Origin of the sequence: Pseudomonas sp. 2995-1, assembly GCF_002742505.1 — a bacterium.
Classification (GTDB): domain Bacteria; phylum Pseudomonadota; class Gammaproteobacteria; order Pseudomonadales; family Pseudomonadaceae; genus Aquipseudomonas; species Aquipseudomonas sivasensis.
The window spans coordinates 708,127-729,828 of record NZ_LJSA01000332.1 but is presented as its reverse complement, the minus strand read 5'-3'; the positions used below and the strand labels follow the sequence as shown (position 1 = coordinate 729,828).

The 21,702-nt window shown below is 59.3% G+C and carries 24 protein-coding genes; 11 read left to right on the top strand and 13 right to left on the bottom strand.

What is annotated here, in order from left to right; translation table 11 throughout:
• Positions 1–7 precede the first annotated feature (7 nt).
• The 3 genes from dsbA to AOA61_RS32215 all read right to left on the bottom strand — a co-directional run bounded on the left by dsbA (position 8) and on the right by AOA61_RS32215 (position 1,681).
• On the bottom strand, positions 8–643 hold the full coding sequence (dsbA, locus tag AOA61_RS12350) for a thiol:disulfide interchange protein DsbA (RefSeq protein WP_032885047.1): 636 nt from the start codon (positions 641–643) through the stop codon (positions 8–10).
• A 168-nt stretch (positions 644–811) separates the two neighbouring features.
• Positions 812–1,438 (bottom strand): cytochrome c, encoded by a 627-nt coding sequence (locus AOA61_RS12345; RefSeq protein ID WP_095185302.1) that lies wholly within the window; start codon positions 1,436–1,438, stop codon positions 812–814.
• A gap of 33 nt (positions 1,439–1,471) precedes the next feature.
• Positions 1,472–1,681: a cytochrome gene (locus AOA61_RS32215; RefSeq protein ID WP_233896924.1), complete on the bottom strand. Its 210-nt coding sequence runs from the start codon at positions 1,679–1,681 to the stop codon at positions 1,472–1,474.
• Between the two features lie 204 nt (positions 1,682–1,885).
• Here AOA61_RS32215 and yihA point away from each other — a divergent pair, with 204 nt between their 5' ends.
• Positions 1,886–2,527, top strand: a complete 642-nt coding sequence (yihA, locus tag AOA61_RS12335) for a ribosome biogenesis GTP-binding protein YihA/YsxC (RefSeq protein ID WP_099601836.1) — start codon at positions 1,886–1,888, stop codon at positions 2,525–2,527.
• Positions 2,528–2,796: 269 nt separating this feature from the next.
• Here yihA and polA read toward each other — a convergent pair whose 3' ends face one another.
• Positions 2,797–5,574 (bottom strand): DNA polymerase I, encoded by a 2,778-nt coding sequence (gene polA / locus AOA61_RS12330; RefSeq protein ID WP_099601835.1) that lies wholly within the window; start codon positions 5,572–5,574, stop codon positions 2,797–2,799.
• 74 nt (positions 5,575–5,648) lie between these two features.
• On the opposite strand from polA, the gene AOA61_RS12325 reads away from it, so the two are divergent.
• Together AOA61_RS12325 and AOA61_RS12320 are read left to right on the top strand one after the other, a co-directional pair.
• Positions 5,649–5,939 carry a DUF2782 domain-containing protein gene (locus AOA61_RS12325; protein WP_032885051.1) on the top strand — a complete coding sequence of 97 codons (291 nt, stop codon included), beginning with the start codon at positions 5,649–5,651 and terminating at the stop codon, positions 5,937–5,939.
• Between the two features lie 56 nt (positions 5,940–5,995).
• Positions 5,996–6,949 (top strand): homoserine kinase, encoded by a 954-nt coding sequence (locus AOA61_RS12320; protein WP_095185300.1) that lies wholly within the window; start codon positions 5,996–5,998, stop codon positions 6,947–6,949.
• Between the two features lie 128 nt (positions 6,950–7,077).
• Here the strand turns inward: AOA61_RS12320 and AOA61_RS12315 are convergent, their stop codons facing one another.
• The gene (locus AOA61_RS12315) at positions 7,078–8,007 is read right to left on the bottom strand and encodes a zinc ABC transporter substrate-binding protein (RefSeq protein WP_032885054.1); all 930 of its coding nucleotides are present in this window, start codon (positions 8,005–8,007) and stop codon (positions 7,078–7,080) included.
• 46 nt (positions 8,008–8,053) lie between these two features.
• Here AOA61_RS12315 and AOA61_RS12310 point away from each other — a divergent pair, with 46 nt between their 5' ends.
• The 4 genes from AOA61_RS12310 to AOA61_RS12295 are packed head-to-tail and all read left to right on the top strand — an operon-like array spanning position 8,054 to position 10,871.
• Entirely contained in the window at positions 8,054–8,548 is a 495-nt protein-coding gene (locus tag AOA61_RS12310) for a Fur family transcriptional regulator (RefSeq protein ID WP_177326415.1), read from the top strand.
• Complete coding sequence (gene znuC / locus AOA61_RS12305) at positions 8,548–9,333, top strand: zinc ABC transporter ATP-binding protein ZnuC (protein ID WP_032885056.1); 786 nt, start codon at positions 8,548–8,550, stop codon at positions 9,331–9,333. Before AOA61_RS12310 ends, znuC begins: the two co-directional genes overlap by 1 nt.
• A complete protein-coding gene (znuB, locus tag AOA61_RS12300) occupies positions 9,326–10,114 on the top strand; it encodes a zinc ABC transporter permease subunit ZnuB (protein ID WP_032885058.1) in 789 nt (262 codons plus the stop codon). The genes znuC and znuB overlap by 8 nt, the downstream gene beginning before the upstream one ends.
• Before the next feature lie 37 nt (positions 10,115–10,151).
• Entirely contained in the window at positions 10,152–10,871 is a 720-nt protein-coding gene (locus AOA61_RS12295) for a PA5502 family lipoprotein (protein ID WP_032885060.1), read from the top strand.
• Between the two features lie 102 nt (positions 10,872–10,973).
• On the opposite strand, the gene katE is transcribed toward AOA61_RS12295, so the two are convergent.
• Positions 10,974–13,115 (bottom strand): catalase HPII, encoded by a 2,142-nt coding sequence (gene katE, locus AOA61_RS12290; RefSeq protein WP_099601834.1) that lies wholly within the window; start codon positions 13,113–13,115, stop codon positions 10,974–10,976.
• A 265-nt stretch (positions 13,116–13,380) separates the two neighbouring features.
• On the opposite strand from katE, the gene AOA61_RS12285 reads away from it, so the two are divergent.
• Genes AOA61_RS12285 through AOA61_RS12275 form a run of 3 tightly spaced genes read left to right on the top strand, consistent with a single transcriptional unit; the run spans position 13,381 to position 15,884 of the window.
• On the top strand, positions 13,381–14,388 hold the full coding sequence (locus tag AOA61_RS12285) for a methionine ABC transporter ATP-binding protein (protein ID WP_032885062.1): 1,008 nt from the start codon (positions 13,381–13,383) through the stop codon (positions 14,386–14,388).
• Complete coding sequence (locus AOA61_RS12280; protein WP_032885064.1) at positions 14,388–15,062, top strand: methionine ABC transporter permease; 675 nt, start codon at positions 14,388–14,390, stop codon at positions 15,060–15,062. The genes AOA61_RS12285 and AOA61_RS12280 overlap by 1 nt, the downstream gene beginning before the upstream one ends.
• A 51-nt stretch (positions 15,063–15,113) precedes the next feature.
• Positions 15,114–15,884, top strand: coding sequence for a MetQ/NlpA family ABC transporter substrate-binding protein (locus AOA61_RS12275; protein WP_099601833.1), 771 nt, complete (start codon positions 15,114–15,116; stop codon positions 15,882–15,884).
• A 143-nt stretch (positions 15,885–16,027) separates the two neighbouring features.
• Here the strand turns inward: AOA61_RS12275 and AOA61_RS12270 are convergent, their stop codons facing one another.
• Genes AOA61_RS12270 through AOA61_RS12250 form a run of 5 tightly spaced genes read right to left on the bottom strand, consistent with a single transcriptional unit; the run spans position 16,028 to position 19,951 of the window.
• On the bottom strand, positions 16,028–16,663 hold the full coding sequence (locus AOA61_RS12270; protein ID WP_099601832.1) for an SCO family protein: 636 nt from the start codon (positions 16,661–16,663) through the stop codon (positions 16,028–16,030).
• The gene (cyoE, locus tag AOA61_RS12265) at positions 16,660–17,559 is read right to left on the bottom strand and encodes a heme o synthase (protein ID WP_099601831.1); all 900 of its coding nucleotides are present in this window, start codon (positions 17,557–17,559) and stop codon (positions 16,660–16,662) included. Before cyoE ends, AOA61_RS12270 begins: the two co-directional genes overlap by 4 nt.
• Positions 17,547–18,626 carry a heme A synthase gene (locus AOA61_RS12260; RefSeq protein ID WP_032885071.1) on the bottom strand — a complete coding sequence of 360 codons (1,080 nt, stop codon included), beginning with the start codon at positions 18,624–18,626 and terminating at the stop codon, positions 17,547–17,549. Before AOA61_RS12260 ends, cyoE begins: the two co-directional genes overlap by 13 nt.
• A 10-nt stretch (positions 18,627–18,636) precedes the next feature.
• Complete coding sequence (locus tag AOA61_RS12255) at positions 18,637–19,221, bottom strand: hypothetical protein (protein WP_099601830.1); 585 nt, start codon at positions 19,219–19,221, stop codon at positions 18,637–18,639.
• Positions 19,187–19,951, bottom strand: coding sequence for an SURF1 family protein (locus AOA61_RS12250; protein ID WP_099601851.1), 765 nt, complete (start codon positions 19,949–19,951; stop codon positions 19,187–19,189). Before AOA61_RS12250 ends, AOA61_RS12255 begins: the two co-directional genes overlap by 35 nt.
• A gap of 47 nt (positions 19,952–19,998) precedes the next feature.
• On the opposite strand from AOA61_RS12250, the gene AOA61_RS12245 reads away from it, so the two are divergent.
• Positions 19,999–20,202, top strand: coding sequence for a twin transmembrane helix small protein (locus AOA61_RS12245; RefSeq protein ID WP_032885073.1), 204 nt, complete (start codon positions 19,999–20,001; stop codon positions 20,200–20,202).
• A gap of 6 nt (positions 20,203–20,208) precedes the next feature.
• On the opposite strand, the gene AOA61_RS12240 is transcribed toward AOA61_RS12245, so the two are convergent.
• Together AOA61_RS12240 and AOA61_RS12235 are read right to left on the bottom strand one after the other, a co-directional pair.
• Positions 20,209–21,096, bottom strand: coding sequence for a cytochrome c oxidase subunit 3 (locus tag AOA61_RS12240; protein ID WP_095185294.1), 888 nt, complete (start codon positions 21,094–21,096; stop codon positions 20,209–20,211).
• Between the two features lie 35 nt (positions 21,097–21,131).
• Complete coding sequence (locus AOA61_RS12235; RefSeq protein WP_032885075.1) at positions 21,132–21,683, bottom strand: cytochrome c oxidase assembly protein; 552 nt, start codon at positions 21,681–21,683, stop codon at positions 21,132–21,134.
• Positions 21,684–21,702: the final 19 nt, after the last annotated feature.

Below are 21,702 nucleotides of genomic sequence, written 5' to 3'. Positions count from 1 at the left end.
AAGCCCCTTACTTGGCTGCGCGCTCTTTGGCGATCAGCTGGTCTGCAACGTTGAGGGTATTTTCAGGACCACCAGTAGTGCCCAGGTCGAAACGGTATTTGCCGTTGACGATCATGGTCGGTACGCCTTGTACGCCGTACTTCTGTGCCAGTTCCTTGGCCTGCTTGATCTGGCCTTGGATGGCGAACGAGTTGAAGGTGGCCAGGAACTTGTCTTTGTCGACGCCTTGGGTCGCGACGAAGTCAGCCATTTCTTCTGGCTTGGTCAGGCGCTTGCCTTCTTTCTGGATCGCGTTGAATACCGCGTTGTGGACCTTGTGCTCCACGCCCATGGCTTCCAGAGTCAGGAACAGCTGGCCGTGGGCATCCCATGGACCGCCGAACATGGCCGGGATGCGCTTGAAGTTCACGTCTTTAGGCAGCTTCTCGACCCAAGGGTTGATGACCGGCTCAAACGCGTAGCAATGCGGGCAGCCGTACCAGAACAGCTCCACCACTTCGACCTTGCCCGGCACAGAAACAGGCACTGGATTGGCCAATTCCACGTAGGTTTTACCGGCTTCAAGCGGCACGTCGGCAGCCTGTGCGGTCATGCCGAAAAGGCTGACAGTGACGAGAGCGGCGCTGAGGATCAGATTACGCATGCTTTACTCCTGGACAAATAAAGTCGCCTCACGCGACCTTTAGGTGTGACAGGTCTACGCGGGCATGAGTTCGTTAGTGTAACGGCACCGGCCACAAAAAAGGGCGGCCTGGGCCACCCTTTTTATGCTTGCATCGCGGGATTAATCGAGCGTTAACGTTGCAGGCGCTTAGTGCAGGCCCTGGATGTAACTGGAGAGGGCTGCGATGTCTTCATCGCTCAGCTTGCGGGCGATGGTACGCATGATCGCCGCGTCGCCATCGTTAGCTCGACCACCTTCTTCCTTGCGGAAATCCGTCAGCTGCTTGGCGATGTATTGAGCGTGCTGACCACTCAAGTGAGGAAAGGCCGCTGCCGCAATACCTGCGCCGTTCGGTGAATGGCAGCCGGTGCAGGCCGGCAGGCCTTTATCCAGATTGCCACCGCGAAATAGCTTCTTGCCGCGTGCCACCAATTTAGGATCAGCAGCTCCCACGCTGCCCTTCTGGCTGGCAAAATACGCCGCGATGTCTGCCAGGTCCTGATCGCTGGAGTTAGCCAGTAGGCCGGTCATTTCCAGCACAGTGCGCTTGCCGCTCTTGATATCCTGCATCTGCTTGGTCAGGTAACGCTCACCCTGGCCAGCGAGTTTGGGGAAGTTCGGCGCCGGGCTGTTGCCATCCGGTCCGTGGCAGGCACCACACACAGCGGCTTTCGCTTGACCGGCAGTGGCATCACCTTTAATGGGGCCCTCTGCAGCGACGGCAGCGCCAGTGATGCCCAAGGTCAACAGCAGACTCACGATCAGTTTGTTCATCAGCTAATCCAACTACGGCTAAGGGTTTAAGAGTTATCTACCGGGTTTACTCACCATCAACTCAATGACGGCATGGTAATCCTCAGTACTGCAGTCCATGCACAAACCACGCGGCGGCATTGCCTTGAAACCCTCGGTCACGTGTCGCACTGTCGTGGCCACGCAAACTCGGTTGTACAGCGCTTCCGGTTCCTGTGTAGCCTGAGCGCCGTAAAGCGGGATCAGGGCACCAAAAGCGAGCAACCATCAGGTCATACATCGACCTTTTCAGGGTTTGAGAGCGTTTTGCGTTCTAATGCGCAATAAAGGTCTTTCGCTCCCGTGTACCTCATCCTTCGCTGGGACAAAGCACACACAAAATCTGCGGCATTATATACTGGCGCTACTGAAACGGAAACGACACCGCTTGCCGCACCCTTTCTCGGCACCGCCCACATCGGAAATCTCATGCAACTCAAGAATCCCATCCTAGGCCTGTGCCAACAGTCCACCTTTATGCTCAGCGCCGCCAAAGTAGACCAATGCCCTGATGACGAGGGCTTTGAAGTCGCCTTTGCCGGCCGTTCCAACGCCGGTAAGTCCAGCGCGCTGAACACCCTGACCCACGCCAGCCTCGCGCGCACCTCAAAAACACCGGGCCGCACGCAACTGCTCAATTTCTTCAAGCTAGACGATGATCGGCGTCTGGTCGACCTTCCGGGCTATGGTTATGCAAAAGTACCTATCCCTCTGAAGCTGCACTGGCAGCGTCACCTGGAGGCTTACCTGGGTGGCCGGGAGAGTTTGAAGGGTTTGATTCTGATGATGGACATCCGTCATCCAATGACTGACTTCGACCTGCTGATGCTCGACTGGGCCGTCGCCAGCGGCATGCCCATGCATATCCTGCTGACCAAAGCCGACAAGCTGACCTACGGCGCCGCCAAGAACACTCTGCTCAAAGTGCAGGCCGAAATCCGCAAAGGTTGGGGTGACACAATCACCATCCAGCTGTTCTCGGCTCCTAAGCGCATGGGCCTGGAAGACGCCTACACCGTACTGGCCGGCTGGATGGAATTAGCAGACAAGGGCGCGGAAATCGCCGAGTAACTTTTCTGCGGGCAAAAAAAACCCCGGACTTCGTATGGGGAGGGGAAGTTCGGGGTTCAAGTTCTGGACCGCTAGGGCGGGGCCCAGATATCTGCCAACACTTAACACAACATAGGAGCATTGAAGGGCTTCACCACCCATTCAGTAACTCTGAGTAGCAGTTCACGGGTTAAGTTCCGGCGGTATCAGAAAACTATTGGAAATAACCAACGTCGACTTTTGAACTAAAGCACTCTGCCACCACGCCCGGTGGTGGCAAACGCCCGCTATCAGTGTGCTTCGTCCCAGTTATCGCCAACGCCCACGTCGACCACCAACGGCACATCCAACTGTGCCGCCGCGCTCATGTGTTCGCGAATCTTCTCGCTGACCTGCTCGACCAAGTCCTCACGCACCTCAAGCACCAATTCGTCGTGTACCTGCAAGATCACCTTGGCATCGAGGCCCGAGTCGGTCAGCCAGTTGTCCACCAGCACCATGGCTTTCTTGATGATGTCCGCCGCCGTGCCCTGCATCGGCGCGTTGATCGCGGTGCGTTCTGCAGCCGCGCGCTCCTGAGGCTTATTGGAATTGATATCCGGCAAATACAGCCGGCGACCGAAGAAGGTTTCCACGTACCCCTGATCGGCAGCCTGGGCGCGGGTGCGCTCCATGTAGTCGCGAACCCCTGGGTAGCGAGCGAAGTACACGTCGATGTAAGCCTTTGCAGTCTTGGTATCGACGCCGATGTCCTTGCCGAGCTTCTGTGCCCCCATGCCGTAGATCAGACCAAAGTTGATTGCCTTGGCACTGCGACGCTGATTGGACGTGACCTCAGCCAATTCGACCTTGAATACCTCAGCCGCCGTCGCGGTATGCACATCCAGGTCGTTGCGGAACGCATTCATAAGCCCCTCATCCTTGGACAAGTGCGCCATGATCCGCAGTTCGATCTGCGAATAGTCCGCCGCCAGCAGTTTGTAGCCCTTGGGCGCCACGAATGCCTGACGAATCCGCCGCCCTTCGGCGGTACGCACGGGGATGTTCTGCAGGTTCGGGTCACTGGAAGACAAGCGCCCGGTTGCCGCCACGGCCTGATGATATGACGTGTGAACACGCCCGGTGCGCGGGTTAATCTGCTCCGGCAGGCGATCGGTGTAAGTGCTTTTGAGCTTGCTCATGCTGCGGTACTGCATGAGTACCTTAGGCAGCGGATAGTCATCTTCGGCCAGCTTGGCCAGCACTTCTTCGGCGGTAGACGCCTGTCCTTTGCCTGTCTTCTTCAGCACCGGCAGACCCAGCTTTTCGTAGAGAATCGCCCCGAGTTGCTTAGGTGAACCCAGGTTGAATTCCTCACCAGCGATCTCGAAGGCCTGGCGTTCCAGCTCAACCATCTTGTTGCCCAACTCAATACTCTGAACGCCGAGCAACTTCGCATCGACCAAAGCGCCCTGGCGTTCGATGCGGGCCAGCACGGGTACCAAAGGTATTTCGATGTCCGTCAGCACACTGGCCAGGCTCGGGATAGCAGCGAGTTGCGCATGCAGTTCCTGATGCAACCGCAAGGTTACATCTGCGTCTTCGGCCGCATAGGGACCCGCTTGTTCAAGCGCGATCTGGTCAAACGTCAACTGCTTGGCGCCTTTGCCTGCGATGTCCTGGAAGCTGACAGTGTCGTAGTCCAGGTACTTCTTGGCCAGGCTGTCCATATCATGGCGCGTCGCGGTGGAGTTCAGCACGTAGGACTCAAGCATTGTGTCGAACGCGATGCCACGCACGGTGATGCCGTTTGCTGTGTCGCCGCCGATAGCGCAGTTGGCCAAGATATTCATGTCGAATTTGGCGTGCTGGCCTACCTTGAGCTTGGACGGATCTTCCAGCAACGGCTTCAAGGCCAGCAGTACGGTGTCACGATCCAGCTGTTCCGGCGCGCCAATGTAGGAGTGGGTCAGCGGGATGTATGCTGCTTCATGGGGCTGCACAGCGAAGGAAACCCCGACCAGTTGCGCCTGTTGGGCGTCGATCCCGGTAGTTTCAGTGTCGAAAGCGAACAACTTCGCGTCGTTTAGCTTCTTCAGCCAAAGATCGAACGTGGCCTGGTCGAGGATTGTGGTGTACGAGGCTTCTACGGGCGCTTGGGGTTCAACAGCTTTCTCAGCCACCGGTACCGCCTTCAGTTCAACACGCTTGGCATCGCGCTGAATCTCATCAATCCAGCTCTTGAACTCCAACAGCGTGTAAAGCTCCAGCAGCTTCTCGCGGTCTGGTTCAATCAGGTGCAGATCGTCCAATCCCACGTCCAGCGGCACATCAATCTTGATCGTCGCCAGTTGGTAGGAAAGAAACGCCATCTCCCGGTGCTCTTCAAGCTTGGCTGGCAGCGTCTTGGCACCACGGATCGGCAGAGTCGGCACAATATCCAACTGTTCATAAAGCTCTTTGAGGCCGCCATTCACACCCACCAGCAAACCGGAAGCGGTCTTAGGACCAATCCCCGGAACGCCCGGGATGTTGTCGGACGAATCACCCATCAACGCCAGATAGTCGATGATCTGCTCCGGAGCGACGCCAAATTTCTCCTTTACGCCGTCCACGTCCATGGCGCTACCGGTCATGGTATTGACCAAGGTAATGTGCCCGTCGACCAACTGCGCCATGTCCTTATCGCCGGTGGAGATCACTACCGGACGGTCAGCCGCCGCGCTGCTGCGGGCCAGGGTGCCGATCACATCATCGGCCTCAACGCCTTCAACGCACAGCAGCGGGAAGCCCAAGGCGATCACACTCTGATGCAGCGGCTCAATCTGCACGCGCATGTCATCGGGCATGCTCGGACGGTTAGCCTTGTATTCGGCGTACATGTCATCACGAAAAGTCCCACCCTTGGCGTCGAACACCACCGCAAAGGGGCTGTCCGGGTACTGCTTGCGCAGGCTTTTGAGCATGTTCAACACGCCCTTGACCGCACCGGTCGGCAGGCCTTTGGAAGTGGTCAGCGGTGGCAGCGCGTGGAAGGCGCGGTACAGGTAAGAAGAACCGTCCACCAGGACGAGGGGCGCTTGGCTCATGAGCAGGATCAACCTTTTCGGCGGGTCTGGCGCTAGAATAGCCGGACCAATGAAAACAAAGGGACAAGGTTATCATGCGTACATTCAATCGCCTGCTGTTGACTGGCTTGATTGCACTCGCTCCGATGGCTGCCATGGCGGCAGACGATGCGCCTTCGGGCGACCCGGAAGTGACCATTCGCACGGAAGGCAACAGGACTATTCAGGAGTACCGTCAAAACGGATTCCTGTATGCAATCAAGGTGACCGTTAAAGGTGCTCCTCCCTATTTCCTGGTGCGCGCGGACGGAACCGACGCAAACTTCATCCGCTCTGACCAGCCGGATATGCTGATCCCGTCATGGAAGATCTTCGAATGGAAATGATTTCTTAACTTCAATTGGCGCCGCCCACAGCGGCGCCCGTAATGGCAGTTTTAACCATGTCTGTGTTCACCCCCCTGGCTCGGCCCGAGCTGGAAACCTTTCTCGCCCCTTACGGGCTCGGCCGCCTGCTTGATTTCCAGGGGATTGCTGCCGGCAGCGAAAACACCAATTTCTTTATCAGCCTGGAGCAGGGCGAATTCGTCCTGACCCTCGTTGAGCGCGGCCCTGTCGCGGAGATGCCGTTCTTCATCGAACTGCTCGACGTGCTCCACGACGCCGATCTGCCTGTGCCATACGCCCTGCGGACCACCGATGGCATGGCTTTGCGCGAATTGAAGGGTAAACCGGCACTGCTGCAACCACGCCTGGCCGGCAAGCACATCAAAGACGCCAACGCACAGCATTGCGCCCAAGTAGGTGAGTTGCTTGGTCACCTGCACTTGGCGACGCAAGGCGAGAAGGTGCTGGAACGCAAAACTGATCGCGGCCTGGACTGGATGCTCAGCGAAGGTGCGCAGCTAATTTCGCATTTGAACGATGCACAGCAAAGCCTGCTGAACGCTGCATTGACTGAAATCGAAGCCCATAAGGCCGAGATTCTCGCCCTGCCGCGCGCCAACGTGCACGCCGACCTGTTCCGCGACAATGCAATGTTCGAAGGTACACACCTGACAGGCTTGATCGACTTCTACAATGCCTGCTCGGGCCCGATGCTCTACGACGTGGCAATCGCGCTGAATGACTGGTGTTCGGATGACGATGGTGTGATCGACGGACAACGCGCTCGTGCGTTGTTGGGCGCTTATGCTGGACTGCGACCGTTTACAGCGAAGGAAGCGGAGCTTTGGCCGACCATGTTGCGAGTGGCATGCGTGCGGTTCTGGCTGTCACGGCTGATTGCCGCTGAGTCATTTGCCGGCCAGGACGTGTTGATTCACGATCCCGCCGAGTTCGAACATCGGTTGGCGCAGCGCCAGCAGGTCACCGTCCACCTGCCATTCGCGCTCTAAGGACCAACCCGGTCAAAAATGTGGGAGGGGGCTTGCCCCCGATGGCGATGCATCAGTCAAATTATCATCGACTGAAGCGCGTTCATCGGGGGCAAGCCCCCTCCCACATTTGATCTTCGTTGTGAGGCTTACAACGACTCCAGGCAACCGGCCAAGTCATTCCCCAGCTTCTCCAGCACCTGCTCATAACCCTGAGCCGTCGCCGGTGTATACCCGCCCAACGCATCCAATTCAGCCAGTTTCACCGGCAGCCCGGCCACCAGCGTCTCTGCCAAGCGCGGGCGCAACGGCGGTTCACTGAACACGCAGGTCTTGCCCACTTCCTGCAAGCGAGTACGCATTGCCGCTACATGCTGGGCACCTGGCTGTACTTCGGAGGCGACGCTAAACACGCCGGTGTGCTTAAGCCCGTAAGCATCTTCGAAGTAATCAAAAGCTTCGTGGAACACGAAGTAAGGCTTGTCGCCGATGCTCGCCATACGTTTTTTCAGGCGTGCATCCAGGGCGTCCAGACGGCCGGCAAACGCCTTTGCGTTGCTCTGGTAACGCTCGGCATTCACTGGGTCAGCGGCGCTCAGGTCGGCTGCCATACGTGCAGCAATCACCCGGGCGTTTACCGTGGACAACCACAAATGCGCATCCAGGCTGCCCGGGCGGTGATCGTGGTCATGTTCGTCGGCATCGTCAGCGTGAGAATGGCTATCTTCACCGAAACGACGCAGTTTCATTCCCGGCAAGTCTTGCACCGCTACCGTCGTCGCTGTACGACCTTTCAACACGCGAGGCAGGAAACTCTCCATATCCGGCCCAATCCAGTACAGCAGATCCACCGACTGCACACGCCGTACGTCGGATGGGCGCAGCGCGAAGTTATGCGGCGATGCGCCGGGGGGCAACAACACCTCCGGCACGGCCACGCCGTCCTGCACAGCCGCGGCTATCAACTGCAGAGGCTTGATGCTGGTGAGTACCCGTACCTCGGCCTGAACTGTGCCTGCGATGAACAAACTGGTGATGAAAACGACAAAAACGGGAAAAAGTCGGGACACGATGACCACTCAATGACGTAGGAACGGGTAACATAATAACGTCTCTATCAAATATCTGTCGCCGCTCATGCCTAAAACACCGCTTGCCAGCCGTCCCCACGACCACTCTCACTGCGTGCACACCGCGCTGTCGGAAGCCGACACCCTGTGTGCGCAGAAAGGCCTGCGCCTGACCGCCTTGCGTCGCCGGGTGCTGGAGCTCGTGTGGCAGAGCCACAAGCCGCTGGGCGCCTATGACATTCTGGGCGTGCTCAGCGAGCAGGACGGCCGCCGCGCCGCGCCTCCAACCGTGTATCGCGCGCTGGACTTCCTGTTGGAAAACGGCCTGGTACACCGCATCGCATCGCTCAACGCCTTTGTCGGCTGCAACCACCCAGAGCACGCGCACCAGGGCCAGTTCCTCATCTGTCGCGAGTGCCACGCCGCCATCGAACTTGAACAAAAAAGCATCAGTGACGCCATTATCACAAGCTCCGCCGACGTTGGCTTCAGGGTCGAAGGGCAAACGGTCGAAGTGGTCGGCCTGTGCGCGGGCTGCCAGGGGGCTTGATGAGCAACGCGTTAATCCGACTGGAGCAGGTTGGGGTCACGTTCGCCGGGCAAAGCGTGCTGGATAACATCGCACTGAGCGTAGAGCCGGGGCAGATCGTTACCCTGATCGGCCCAAATGGCGCCGGCAAGACCACCCTGGTGCGTGCCGTGCTTGGCCTGCTCAAGCCCGACAGCGGCAGCGTATGGCGCAAGCCCAAGCTGCGCGTCGGTTACATGCCGCAGAAGCTGCACGTCGACCCGACCTTGCCCCTCTCTGTACTTCGCTTCCTGCGCCTGGTGCCTGGCGTAGACCGTGTCCGCGCACAGGCTGCACTTAAGGAAGTCGGCGCCGAACAAGTGATCGACAGCCCGGTGCAGAGCATCTCCGGCGGCGAAATGCAGCGCGTACTGCTGGCCCGCGCCCTGCTGCGCGAGCCCGAGTTGCTGGTGCTCGATGAGCCCGTGCAGGGCGTCGATGTCGCCGGCCAGGCCGAGTTGTACAGCCTGATCACACGCCTGCGCGACCGCCACGGCTGCGGCGTGCTGATGGTCTCTCACGACCTGCATCTGGTCATGAGCACCACTGACCAAGTGGTGTGCCTCAACCGCCACGTGTGCTGCTCCGGCCACCCGGAACAGGTCAGCGGCGACCCGGCGTTTGTCGAGTTGTTCGGCAAAAATGCCCAGAGCCTGGCGATCTACCACCACCATCACGACCACGCCCATGACCTGCATGGCGCTGTGGTTGACGACCCGGCCACACCTCATACCCACGTTCATGGAGATAGCTGCAAGCATGGCTGATTTTCTTCTTTACGCCCTGCTGGCAGGCTTGGCTTTGGCGCTAGTGGCTGGCCCGCTGGGCTCATTCGTGGTCTGGCGTCGCATGGCGTACTTTGGCGACACCTTGTCCCACGCCGCGCTGCTGGGCGTGGCGATGGGTTTCCTGCTGGATGTAAGCCCGACCATCGCAGTGACCGTGGGCTGCCTGCTGCTGGCGGTGCTGCTGGTAACCCTGCAACAGCGCCAGCCGCTGGCCTCGGACACCCTGCTGGGCATTCTGGCGCCGAGCACGTTGTCACTAGGCCTGGTCGTACTGAGCTTTATGCATGAAGTCCGCATCGACCTGATGGCCTATCTGTTCGGCGATCTGTTGGCGATCAGCCCAACGGACCTGGCCTGGATCCTCGGCGGCAGTGCTGCTGTTCTGGTGCTTCTGGTAGTCCTGTGGCGCCCACTGCTGGCAATCACGGTGCATGAAGAACTGGCCAGGGTCGAAGGCTTGCCCGTATCGGCTTTGCGCATGGCCCTAATGTTGTTGATCGCCGTGGTGATCGCTGTCGCGATGAAGATTGTCGGCGTATTGTTGATCACGTCGCTGCTGATCATCCCCGCCGCCGCCGCCCAACGCCACGCCCGCTCACCCGAGCAGATGGCCATCGGTGCAAGCCTTCTGGGGATGCTGGCAGTGTGCGGAGGCCTGGCGCTGTCCTGGTTCAAGGACACGCCAGCCGGACCATCGATTGTGGTCGCGGCCGCCGCCCTGTTTCTGCTGAGTTTTGTCCTGCCCCGTCGAGGGGTGTAGACTTGCTCGCTTTTTGCGCAAATAGAGAGTCGCAGGAATGAAGCCGTTCACCTCCCGTTATCTGCTCCTTGCCGCATTTTCCCTGCTGCTGGGCGCCTGCCAAAGCACACCGCCCGCCGCCCCCGAGGCTCCGGACCCACGTGCTGCGGCCATCGCGCAGCTGGAGCAAAACCTCGCCAGCAGCGAGCTCGCCACTGCCGAAGACCAGTTGGCAGCGTTGCAGGCCCAGTCGCCTAACGACCCGACACTAGAGCCTTATCAGCGCCAATTGGCCGAAGCCTACCTGCAGCGCAGCCAGATCGTGCTGCAAAAAGGTGACGTCAATGCCGCCGCCACCGCCCTGAGCCGCGCCCGCGCGCTGATGCCCAAGGCGCCAGCCCTGACCGGCGGCGTCAACAGCGCTATTACCCACGCCCGCAAGGTCGAACTGGATAAAGCCGAAGAGGCGCTCAAGGCCGCCGAGGCCAAGCCCGCCGCCAAGGTCATCGACCCGGCGGCGCCCAGCACCACGGTGGCCTTGAACCTCACCAATATCGAAGAATTGCGCCATCAACTGGATGCGATTGCCACCGACGTGGTGAATTACCAGTGCGACGTGAGCATTCAGGCGCCACGCACCGAGGATTACCCGTGGTTGGCTACGCTGCTGACCAAACGGGTGAAACGCATTGATTCGGCGTATGAGCTGAAGATTCACAGGCAGATTCTGAAACACATCCCGGCGCAGGTTGTGTTGATTCCGCGCAAGGCGCAATAAACGCATCGGGAGCAAGCCCCCTCCCACATTTTGAGTGTATTCGCAGTTCAAAATGTGGGAGGGGGCTTGCTCCCGATAGCGGTCTAACAGACACCCAAATAGTTAAGCCGGAATCGCTTTGGCCTTAGGCTCACGATCCCATACCCGATGCTGCCCAATCGCGGCAAAGAACGCTTTGAACGCCTTCGCATCCGACCCCACGATCAGCCCCGCATCCACCTCAAGCTTCAACAGATCCAACAGCGACTTGGCATCAGTGGCGACGGTAATAGCCTTCAAGTGCTTGTAAGCCTCCAGCACGTAGTGCAACGCCACACCATCCGCGCTCAACGCCTTCACTGACTCTTTACCGCCAGGCACAAAGACCGCATCAAACGCGATGGACGGCATTCCTTCCATCGTCGCGTCCACCGGCAGGCTCTTGCCATCCGCCGTGGTGACCGGTGCCGAGGTTGGACCCAGCAATTTGGCGTGCGCACCCTCGGCTTCCAAGGCCTTCTTCAATGCCGCAATCGCCACGCCGTCCACGCCATTCGCCGCCAAGATCGCCACCTTGCGCGTCTTGATATCCGCTGGCAGCAAGTTCGCCTGGCTCAAAGCAGGCGAGCGTGCCAACGCGGTCTCGCGCTCTTCCACTGTGCCTTTTTTCGGTACCGGCAGGCCGAGGTTCTGCGCCACGCGCTTGGCCAGTTCCAGGTCAATATTGGCCAGGATCTCGTTGACCTGCCGCGCACGAATAAACTCACGCTCGACCTTGCCCAGCTCAAAGCTGTACGCCGCGATAATGTGCTCTTGCTCATGCTTGCTCATGCTGCGGAAAAACAGGCGCGCCTGAGAGAAGTGGTCGCCGAACGATTCACTGCGCTCACGCACTTTATTGGCATCAACACGCTCGTAGTACGACTCGAAACCACCGTCCTGCGCCGCAGGTGGCGTTTCTTTCGGCCAACCGCCATCGATCGAATTGGGCTCGTAGGCAGCACGCCCCTTGTCAATCACCGTGCGGTGCATAGCATCGCGCTGGCCGTTATGAAATGGCGCTACCGGCCGATTGATCGGCAACTCATGAAAGTTCGGGCCGCCCAGGCGACTGATCTGCGTGTCGGTGTAGGAAAACAGGCGCCCCTGCAGCAGTGGGTCATTGGAGAAGTCGATGCCCGGAACGATATGCCCAGGGCAGAACGCCACCTGCTCAACTTCAGCAAAGAAGTTATCCGGATTGCGGTTCAGCACCATTTTGCCCAGCGGCGTAATCGGCACCAATTCCTCCGGAATCAGCTTCGTCGGGTCGAGAATGTCGAAGTCGAAGGCGTGTTCCTTGTCTTCAGGGATTACCTGTACGCCCAGTTCCCACTCAGGGTAATCACCGGTTTCAATGGACTCCCACAGGTCGCGACGGTGGTAGTCGGTGTCTTTACCTGCGAGCTTTTGTGCTTCGTCCCACACCAACGAACACGTACCGGCGGTAGGGCGCCAGTGAAACTTAACGAAATTGGAGACGCCTTCGGCATTGATGAAGCGGAACGTATGTACGCCAAAACCCTGCATGCTCCGTAGGCTTTTAGGAATAGCCCGGTCGGACATGGCCCAGATCACCATGTGTGCCGACTCCGGTTGCAGAGAGACGAAATCCCAGAAGGTGTCGTGCGCCGAGCCGCCGGTAGGAATCTCGTTGTGCGGCTCAGGTTTTACCGCGTGCACAAAGTCCGGAAATTTGATCGCGTCCTGAATGAAGAACACTGGCATGTTGTTGCCCACCAGGTCGAAGTTGCCTTCATCAGTGAAGAACTTCACGGCAAAGCCCCGCACGTCACGCACCGTATCGCCGGAACCACGCGGGCCTTGCACGGTGGAAAAACGCACGAACACCGGGGTTTTGTGCCCAGGGTCGCGTAGGAAGCCGGCCTTGGTCAGCGCCGAATGGTTCTCATAGGATTGGAAATAACCATGGGCGCCCGTACCTCGGGCATGCACGATGCGCTCGGGGATGCGTTCATGGTCAAAATGCGTGATCTTTTCACGCATGATGAAATCTTCCAGCAGCGAAGGCCCTCGCGCGCCGACCTTCAAGCTGTTCTGGTTGTCGGAAATCTTCACACCTTGGTTGGTGCGCAAGGCTTGGCCAGTAGCGTCTGAGCGAAACTGTTCCAGGCTGTGTAATTTGGCGTTGGTGTTACCACGATCCAGGGTATCGGTGCCCGCAAGGTCACTCTTCGGCGGTGTGGCTGGCTTCTTGGTACTCATCAGTCAAAACTCCTTATTCAAAGTGGCCAGAGCGGTGCCCGGCTCGTTTGAGCAAAACCCCAGGCACGGCACCTGGGAAATCGAGTTGCTTAAGTAGTGACTGATGGGGTTTTGGGCCGTTCCTTTTTTATGACCTTTGATCGCGTTATTGCCAAATCGCAGGTTGAATGCGAAATAAATGCTAAGAAACACTAGATGGACAGGCTAAAATGCGCGCCCGGCTAACCGCTGATCCCTTTTCAATGCGCCCCACAAGGTTCGCTACGTGATCGAGTTTCAAAACGTCCATAAAACCTACCGCGTCGCCGGTAAGGATATCCCCGCACTGCACCCCACCAGTCTGCGCGTCGAAAACGGCCAGGTGTTTGGCCTGATTGGCCACTCGGGTGCGGGTAAAAGCACCTTGCTGCGCCTGATCAACCGCCTGGAAGAGCCCAGTGGCGGCCAGATCACGGTCGACGGCGAAGAAGTCACCGCCCTGGACGCCAACGGCCTGCGCCGCTTCCGTCAGCAGGTCGGGATGATCTTCCAGCACTTCAACCTGCTGGCGTCCAAGACCGTCGCCGATAACGTGGCATTGCCACTGACCCTGGCCGGCGAACTGTCGCGTAAAGACATCGACCTGCGCGTGGCTGAACTGCTCGCCCGCGTCGGCTTGTCGGACCACGCCAAAAAGTACCCCGCGCAATTGTCCGGCGGCCAGAAACAGCGCGTCGGCATCGCCCGCGCCCTGGCGACCAAGCCAAAGATCTTGCTGTGCGACGAAGCCACCAGCGCCCTCGACCCACAGACCACCGCGTCGGTCCTGCAACTGTTGGCTGAGATCAACCGCGAGCTGAAGCTGACCATCGTGCTGATCACCCATGAAATGGACGTGATCCGCCGCGTATGCGACCAGGTGGCCGTGATGGACGCCGGCGTGATCGTCGAGCAAGGTTCGGTAGCCGACGTTTTCCTGCATCCCAAGCACCCGACCACCAAACGTTTTGTACAAGAAGCCGAACAGGTCGACGAAGGCGAGCAGCGTGATGACTTCGCCCACGTACCGGGCCGCATCGTACGTCTGACGTTCCAGGGCGACGCAACCTACGCGCCGCTGCTGGGTACCGTCGCCCGCGAAACGGGTGTGGACTACAGCATCCTCGCCGGCCGTATCGACCGCATCAAAGACATCCCTTATGGGCAACTGACCCTCGCGGTCACCGGCGGTGACATGGAAGCGGCCTTTGCCCGCTTCACCGCCGCAGACGTCCACATGGAGGTGCTGCGCTAATGGAAATCTTCCTGAGTTTCTTCGCCAATATCGACTGGTCCGAAATCTGGCTCGCCACCGGCGACACCATGATCATGCTGTTCGGTTCGCTGTTTTTTACCGTGCTACTAGGCCTGCCGTTGGGCGTGCTGCTGTTCCTGACCAGCCCGCGCCAGCTGTTCGAGCAAAAAGGGCTGTACGCGCTGCTGTCGCTGATCGTGAATATCCTGCGCTCGCTGCCGTTCATCATCCTGCTGATTGTGATGATCCCGTTCACCGTACTGATCACCGGCACCTCGCTGGGCGTGGCCGGTGCGATCCCGCCGCTGGTGGTGGGCGCCACGCCATTCTTCGCGCGTCTGGTGGAAACCGCCTTGCGTGAAGTGGACCGCGGCATTATCGAAGCCACCCAGTCCATGGGCGCAACCACTCGCCAGATCATCACCAATGCACTGTTGCCCGAAGCACGCCCCGGCATCTTCGCGGCGATTACGGTGACGGCGATTACGCTGGTGTCCTACACGGCCATGGCCGGTGTGGTCGGCGCTGGCGGCCTGGGCGACCTGGCGATCCGTTTCGGTTACCAGCGTTTCCAGACCGATGTGATGGTGGTCACCGTGGTGATGCTGTTGATCCTGGTGCAAATTCTGCAAACCGTCGGCGACAGGCTGGTGGTGCACTTTTCTCGAAAATAACGGCCATTGCCGGCCAAAAGCCGGCACATGCCCGAACAAGGAGCTTGTTGGATGAAAAAACTACTGGTTGCTTTCGCCGCCGTTGCCGCGTTTTCCGCCCATGCCGAGACCCTGACGGTCGCTGCTTCGCCGGTACCCCACGCGGAAATCCTGGAATTCGTGAAACCCGCCCTCGCCAAAGAAGGCGTGGACCTGCAGGTCAAAGTCTTCACTGACTACGTACAGCCCAACGTACAGGTAGCGGAAAAACGCCTGGACGCTAATTTCTTCCAGCACCAGCCGTACCTGGATGAATTCAACAAAGCCAAGGGCACTCACCTGGTGAGCGTCGGCGCGGTGCATTTGGAGCCTCTGGGCGCCTACTCCAGCAAGTACAAAAAGCTGGACGAGCTGCCAAGCGGTGCCAACGTAGTGATCCCTAACGACGCCACCAACGGCGGCCGCGCGCTGTTGCTGCTGGATAAAGCCGGCGTGATCAAATTGAAGGACTCGACCAACATCCTGTCGACCATCAAAGACATCACCGAAAACCCGAAAAACCTGAAGTTCCGCGAACTGGAAGCCGCCACCCTGCCGCGCGTGCTGACCCAGGTCGACCTGGCGTTGATCAACACCAACTACGCCTTGGAAGCCAAGCTGGACCCGTCCAAGGATGCATTGGTGATCGAAGGCAGCGACTCGCCTTACGTGAACATCCTGGTCACCCGCGAAGACAACAAGGATTCGGACGCAGTGAAGAAGCTGGTAGCTGCCATGCACACGCCTGAAGTGAAGCAATTCATCGAAGAGAAGTACAAAGGCGCGATCAAGCCGGCGTTCTGATCTACCCGATCTCCAATACACCAGAGATCAAACAATGTGGGAGGGGGCTTGCCCACGATAGCAGTGGGTCAGTCACCAGATGCAGTGACAGGCACTCAGCAATCGGGAGCAAGCCACCTCCCACATTTTTTTTGGGGGTGCATCTAATTGCGCTGCAACAACCCCGGCAACTGCGCCACCAATTTCTGGTTGTTCAACGGCGAACGAATAAACCCACGCTGCGTGCCATCCGGGCCGATGAGCGCCAGGTTACCGCTGTGATCGACGGTGTAGTTCGGCTTGCTGGTATCTGCCGGAATAAACGGGATGCTCACCGCATTCGACACCTTCTGCACATCCTCCACATTCGCGCCGGTCAGGCCCATAAACTGCGGATCGAAGTAGCCCAAGTACTGCTTGAGCTGAGTCGGCGTATCGCGATGCGGGTCGACGCTGACCAGGATCACTTGCAACTTATCCACAGCCTCTTTCGGCAGTTCGCTTTTGATCTGGCGCAATTGGGCGAGGGTGGTCGGGCAGATATCCGGGCAGAACGTGTAGCCGAAGAACAACAGGCTCCACTTCCCCTTCAACTCGTTGAACGCCACCGGCTGGCCGTCCTGATTTGTCATGGTCACAGGCGGAAGCTGACGGCTTTGCGGCAGCAGGATGATGCCGGCGTCGATCAGCGCGGTGGGGTCGCCCTGGCCTTTTCCGCTAAGCACTTTGTTGACGGTCAGGCCCATGATCAACGCGACGATGGCCACCAGGATGAAGACGGTTTTTTGAGTTCGAGTCATAGGTTCAACAGTAGGTAGTGGTCTACGAGCAGGGCGATAAACAGCAGGAACAAGTACCAGATAGAGTACTTGAAGGTGTTGATCGCCGCGTGCGGCCGACCGCCACGGTACAACACCCAGGCCCATTGCAGAAAGCGTGCGCCCAATACCAGCGCGCACGCCAGGTACAGTGGGCCGCTCATATGGATCACGTAGGGCATCAAGCTCACCGCCAGTAGGGCAAAGGTGTAGAGCAGGATATGCACCTTGGTGTAGTGCTCGCCGTGGGTCACTGGCAGCATGGGGATGTCGGCCTTGGCGTATTCCTCTTTGCGGTGGATGGCCAGGGCCCAAAAGTGCGGCGGGGTCCAAGCGAAGATGATCAGCACCAGCAGCAGCGGTTCAGCGCTGATGTGACCGGTGACGGCGACCCAACCCAACAGCGGCGGTGCAGCGCCAGCCAACCCGCCGATGACAATATTCTGCGGCGTCGCGCGCTTGAGGAATCCGGTGTAGATCACGGCGTAGCCGAGCAGCGAGGCCAAGGTCAGCCACGCCGCCAGGGCATTGGTGAACGCCAGCAACAGGCCCAGCCCTGCAACAGCCAGAAACAATGCAAAGGCCAGCGCCGCAATCGGCGACACGCGACCCTCCGCCAGGGGCCGCTTGTGAGTGCGTGCCATCACCGCATCGATCCGCCGATCCACGACATGGTTGACGGCCGCCGCGCCGCCCGCGCACAGGGCAATGCCCAAGTTGCCAAAAATCAGCACCGTCCACGGCACGCCCGCGCGGGTGGCGAGGAACATTCCCACCAGGGACGTGATGAGCATCAGCACCACTACTTTCGGCTTGGTCAGCTCTAGATAGTCACGCCAGATCGCCTGATCGTGACGCGCGCCGATCAAGGTCGCCATGGCATCTCTCCTTTAAGGGTGATGAGGCCTGATACGTGTTTGCGCGGGATGAAGCGCCAGCCGAACGGCAACTGATTGCGCACCCGAACCAGGCTGGTGCGGGCGTGGTAATTGACCAGCACCAGGGTCAGCAGCAACCCGGCACCGCCCGCGTTATGCCCGACCGCTACCGCCAGCGGCAGGCCGAACATCACATTGCTCAACCCCAGGCAGATTTGCACGCCGAGGGCGATCAGCAACAAGCCCGACAGACGCGTCATGCCCACCGCGCGCAGTTGCCAGGCCAGGCCGAGCAGGACCAGGGTCACGAGTACTGCGCCGATACGATGGGTCAGGTGAATGGCCGTGCGCGCCTCGCTGTCGAGCTGGCCGCCCAAATAATTTGGGCCGATGTGTTGGGTCAGGTGAAAGCCATTGGCAAAGTCTGCCGCCGGCCACCATTGTCCATGGCAGGTGGGCAAGTCGACACAGGCTACGGCCGCGTAATTGGAGCTGACCCAACCACCGAGCGCAATCTGTCCGATCACCAGCACCAAACCAGCCGTCGCCCAATATTGCAGGCGCTTGGGCACGATTAGCGCGGGCAGTACACCGGACAGGCGCAAGGTCAGCAAAAACAGCAAACTCAAGGTGGCAAAGCCGCCAAGCAGATGCCCTGTCACCACCTGCGGCCACAGCTTCAAGGTCACCGTCCACATTCCAAACGCCGCCTGGGCAAACACCACCGCCAGCAGAAACAACGGCAACTTGACCGGCTGGCCTGGGTCACGCCGATGACTCCAAGAGCGCGCCGCCAACAACGCAATCAAAAGACCCAGAGTGCCAGCGAAGTAGCGATGGGTCATTTCGGCCCAGCCTTTGTCGGCCTCCACTGGCGTGTCAGGAAAATGCAATTCGGCATGGGCCAACTGGGCTTCACTTTGCGGCACGCTGATAAAACCATAACAACCCGGCCAGTCCGGGCAACCGAGGCCGGCGTGAGTCAGGCGGGTATAGGCGCCGAGCAGCACGACGATCAGCGCCAGCAAGGTGGCAAACAACGCGAGGCGAAATCCAGGTTTGGCCATGACGATGCCCTTATCCGATGTTCGACAATTTCAACAGGTGGCGCAGGTCGTTGAGCAGGTCCTTGCCCTTGACCTTGGCGTCGTAGCGCAGCACCAGGTTGCCGTGGGGATCGACGATCCACAGCTGCGCATCGCCCGGCGCGGCAGCGTTTTTGTTAAACGTCGAAAGGTCCAGTTGATAGCGCTGCAATTGCGGGTATTCGGCTTTCAGCTTGGCTTCGTAATCGGCACCGACCGGTTGCGCACCGGCCAACGCGTGACTGGCGCGCGAGGCATCGCGCCCCAGGCCGATCTGCAATTGCCGCGCGAGGTACACCAACTGCTGGCAATCGGCGGCGCAGGCGGCGGGCGCAGTCACCAGCAGTTGCCAGCGCAGTTCATCCGCCTGCACGCCGATATCGGCGCGGGTCTGGCCATTGCCGATCATCTCGCCGTGATAACTGCGGCTGTCCGGCACCCAGAACTGCAGCTTGTACATAAACGTGGCCAGCACCATCGGGCCGATCACCATCAGCAGGATCAGCAGCAGTTGCCAGCGGCCTTTGCGCCGATCGGGCAGGTCAGACATGTTGAGTGGATTCGTGGCCGCTCCCATGGGGCTTCTCCTTCTTGTTATGCGATCCGAGATAGAGGTAAAGAACCAGCAGCGCCAGCGCCATGGCGAACCACTGCACGGCATAGGCCAGGTGTTTCTCCGGGCCCATGGCGACCACCGGCCAAGTCGTTTCGTAGGTACCGGGGCCGGCTTCAGCGCGCAGTTCGTAGGCAAAGCCACTGCGGCCCAACTCTGTCCAAAGCGCTGCGGGATGCAGCGCCGTGAGTAATCGCGGCCATTGCGTGGCTGCGGGGTCGGCATGCAGTTGGAAGGTTTCGCCAGGGGCGACGTACACCCACGCGTCAATATTCAACGGCTGCTCTGGTGTGGTGAAGGCGGGCGGTTTGCGGCGGTCCGGCCAGGGCAGCCAGCCGCGATTGAGCAGTAGCCACAGGCCGCTGGCCTGATCGTGGAAGGGTTGCAGCAACTCGACACCGGCCTTGCCATTGCGCATGCGATTGTCGAGCAAGACGCTATGGTCGGCGTCGAATTGACCGCGCAGATGCACACGGCGAAACGCCGGATCTGCCGTGTCATTGAGTTGTTCACTGCTCATCGGCTCAGCCGCGCGGCGCTCGGCATAGCTGTCGAGCAACAGCTGCTTTTCATGCCCGCGCGACAGCTGCCAGCACCCCAAACCCACCATCAAGGGCAGCAGCACCAACACCACCAATGTCGGCGCAATACCGGGGCGAAACTGTTTTATGGCGCTGGCTATACTTGTTTTCATTGCCCGCCGCTCTTCATCAATGCCCATCAAAATCCAGGAGCCAGACCATGCTCAAAGCAGCCATTGCCCTGATGCTGATCGCGACTGTTGTGAGCCTGTTCAGTGGCCTGTTCTTTCTGGTCAAGGATGAGGGCAACTCCAACCGCCTCGTCACTGCCTTGACCGTGCGTGTCGTACTGGCCGTGATCACCCTCATGCTGATTACCTGGGGATTTTTCAGCGGCCAGCTGGTTTCTCACGCGCCGTGGTAAGACGCCTCACAGTACGTAGACGAAGAAAAACAGCCCGATCCACACCACATCCACAAAGTGCCAATACCAACTGGCTGCCTCGAAACCAAACTGGTGCTCGGCGTTGAAGTGGCCACGCAGAATGCGCATCAGCATCACAAACAAAATGATCGTGCCGATGGTCACGTGGGCACCGTGGAATCCGGTGAGCATAAAGAACGTCGCGCCATACACACCGGAGCCCAGCGTCAGGCCCAGCTCTTTATAGGCGTGGATGTATTCCTCGGCCTGGAACCCGAGAAACGCCAGGCCCAGCAGCACGGTAAGCGCCAACCAGATTTTCAGCGCGCCGCGATGGCCTTTGCGCAAGGCATGGTGGGCGATGGTGATGGTCACGCTGGAGCTCACCAGCAGGATGGTGTTGACCAGCGGCAAGCCCCACGGGCTGATGGTGCCCTCGGGGGCGGGATAGAGTTTCGGGTCAGGGTTGTTGAGCAATGGCCAGGCAAATTCGAAATTCGGCCACAGCATGTGCGCAACGCCCTTTGAGCCTTCACCGGCCAACCAGGGCGCGGACATGTGCCGCACATAAAACAGCGCACCGAAGAAGGCGATGAAGAACATCACTTCGGAAAAGATGAACCAGCTCATCCCCCAGCGAAACGAGCGGTCCATCTGCGGACTGTACAAACCCGCGCGGCTTTCTTTAATCACCGCACCGAACCAGCCGAACAACATATAGGCCAGCAGCAGCCCACCAACGAAAAAGATCCACGGGCCGTGGGATTCCGGGCGAGCGGCCTTGAGATCGTTGAACCACACGCCCAGGCCATACACGGTGATCAGCAGGCCAAACGTGGCAATTATCGGCCACTTGCTTTGTGCCGGTACGTAGTACGTATCATGATTCGACATGTATTCACTCTCCCGATTGAGGGGGCAAACAGTAGCTAGCCGCCGGTATGCAAAGCCACGGGCGGTTGGCGCGCAGTGATATCAAATAGCGTGTACGCCAGGGTCAAATGCTTCACATCCTTGGGCATGTCTCGATCGACGATGAAACGCACGGGCATCTCGATACGCTGGCCTGGCTGCAGCACTTGCTGGGTGAAGCAAAAACACTCGGTCTTGTGGAAGTACATCGCCGCTTCGGCCGGGGAAATACTTGGCACGGCCTGGGCGGTCATCGGCTTGTCAGTGGGGTTGTGGGCCACGAACAGCATCTCGGTCACAGCGCCTGGGTTGACCACCACCTCGTCCGCCTTGGCGTAGAAGTCCCAGACCATGTCGATGGCGTTTGTAGACAGGAACTGCACCCGCACCTGACGCGTCGGGTCGACGATCTGCTCGCCTTCATACTGCCCGGCAGTCTTGCCGTTGATGCCAAACGCCTTGCACATCACGTCGTAGATCGGCACCAGGGCGAAACCAAAGGCGAACATCGCCACGACCATGACCAGCAGGCGAGTGACCAACCGTTTGAGGGGCAGGGATTCAGCCATGACACACCCCTGAAGCGAA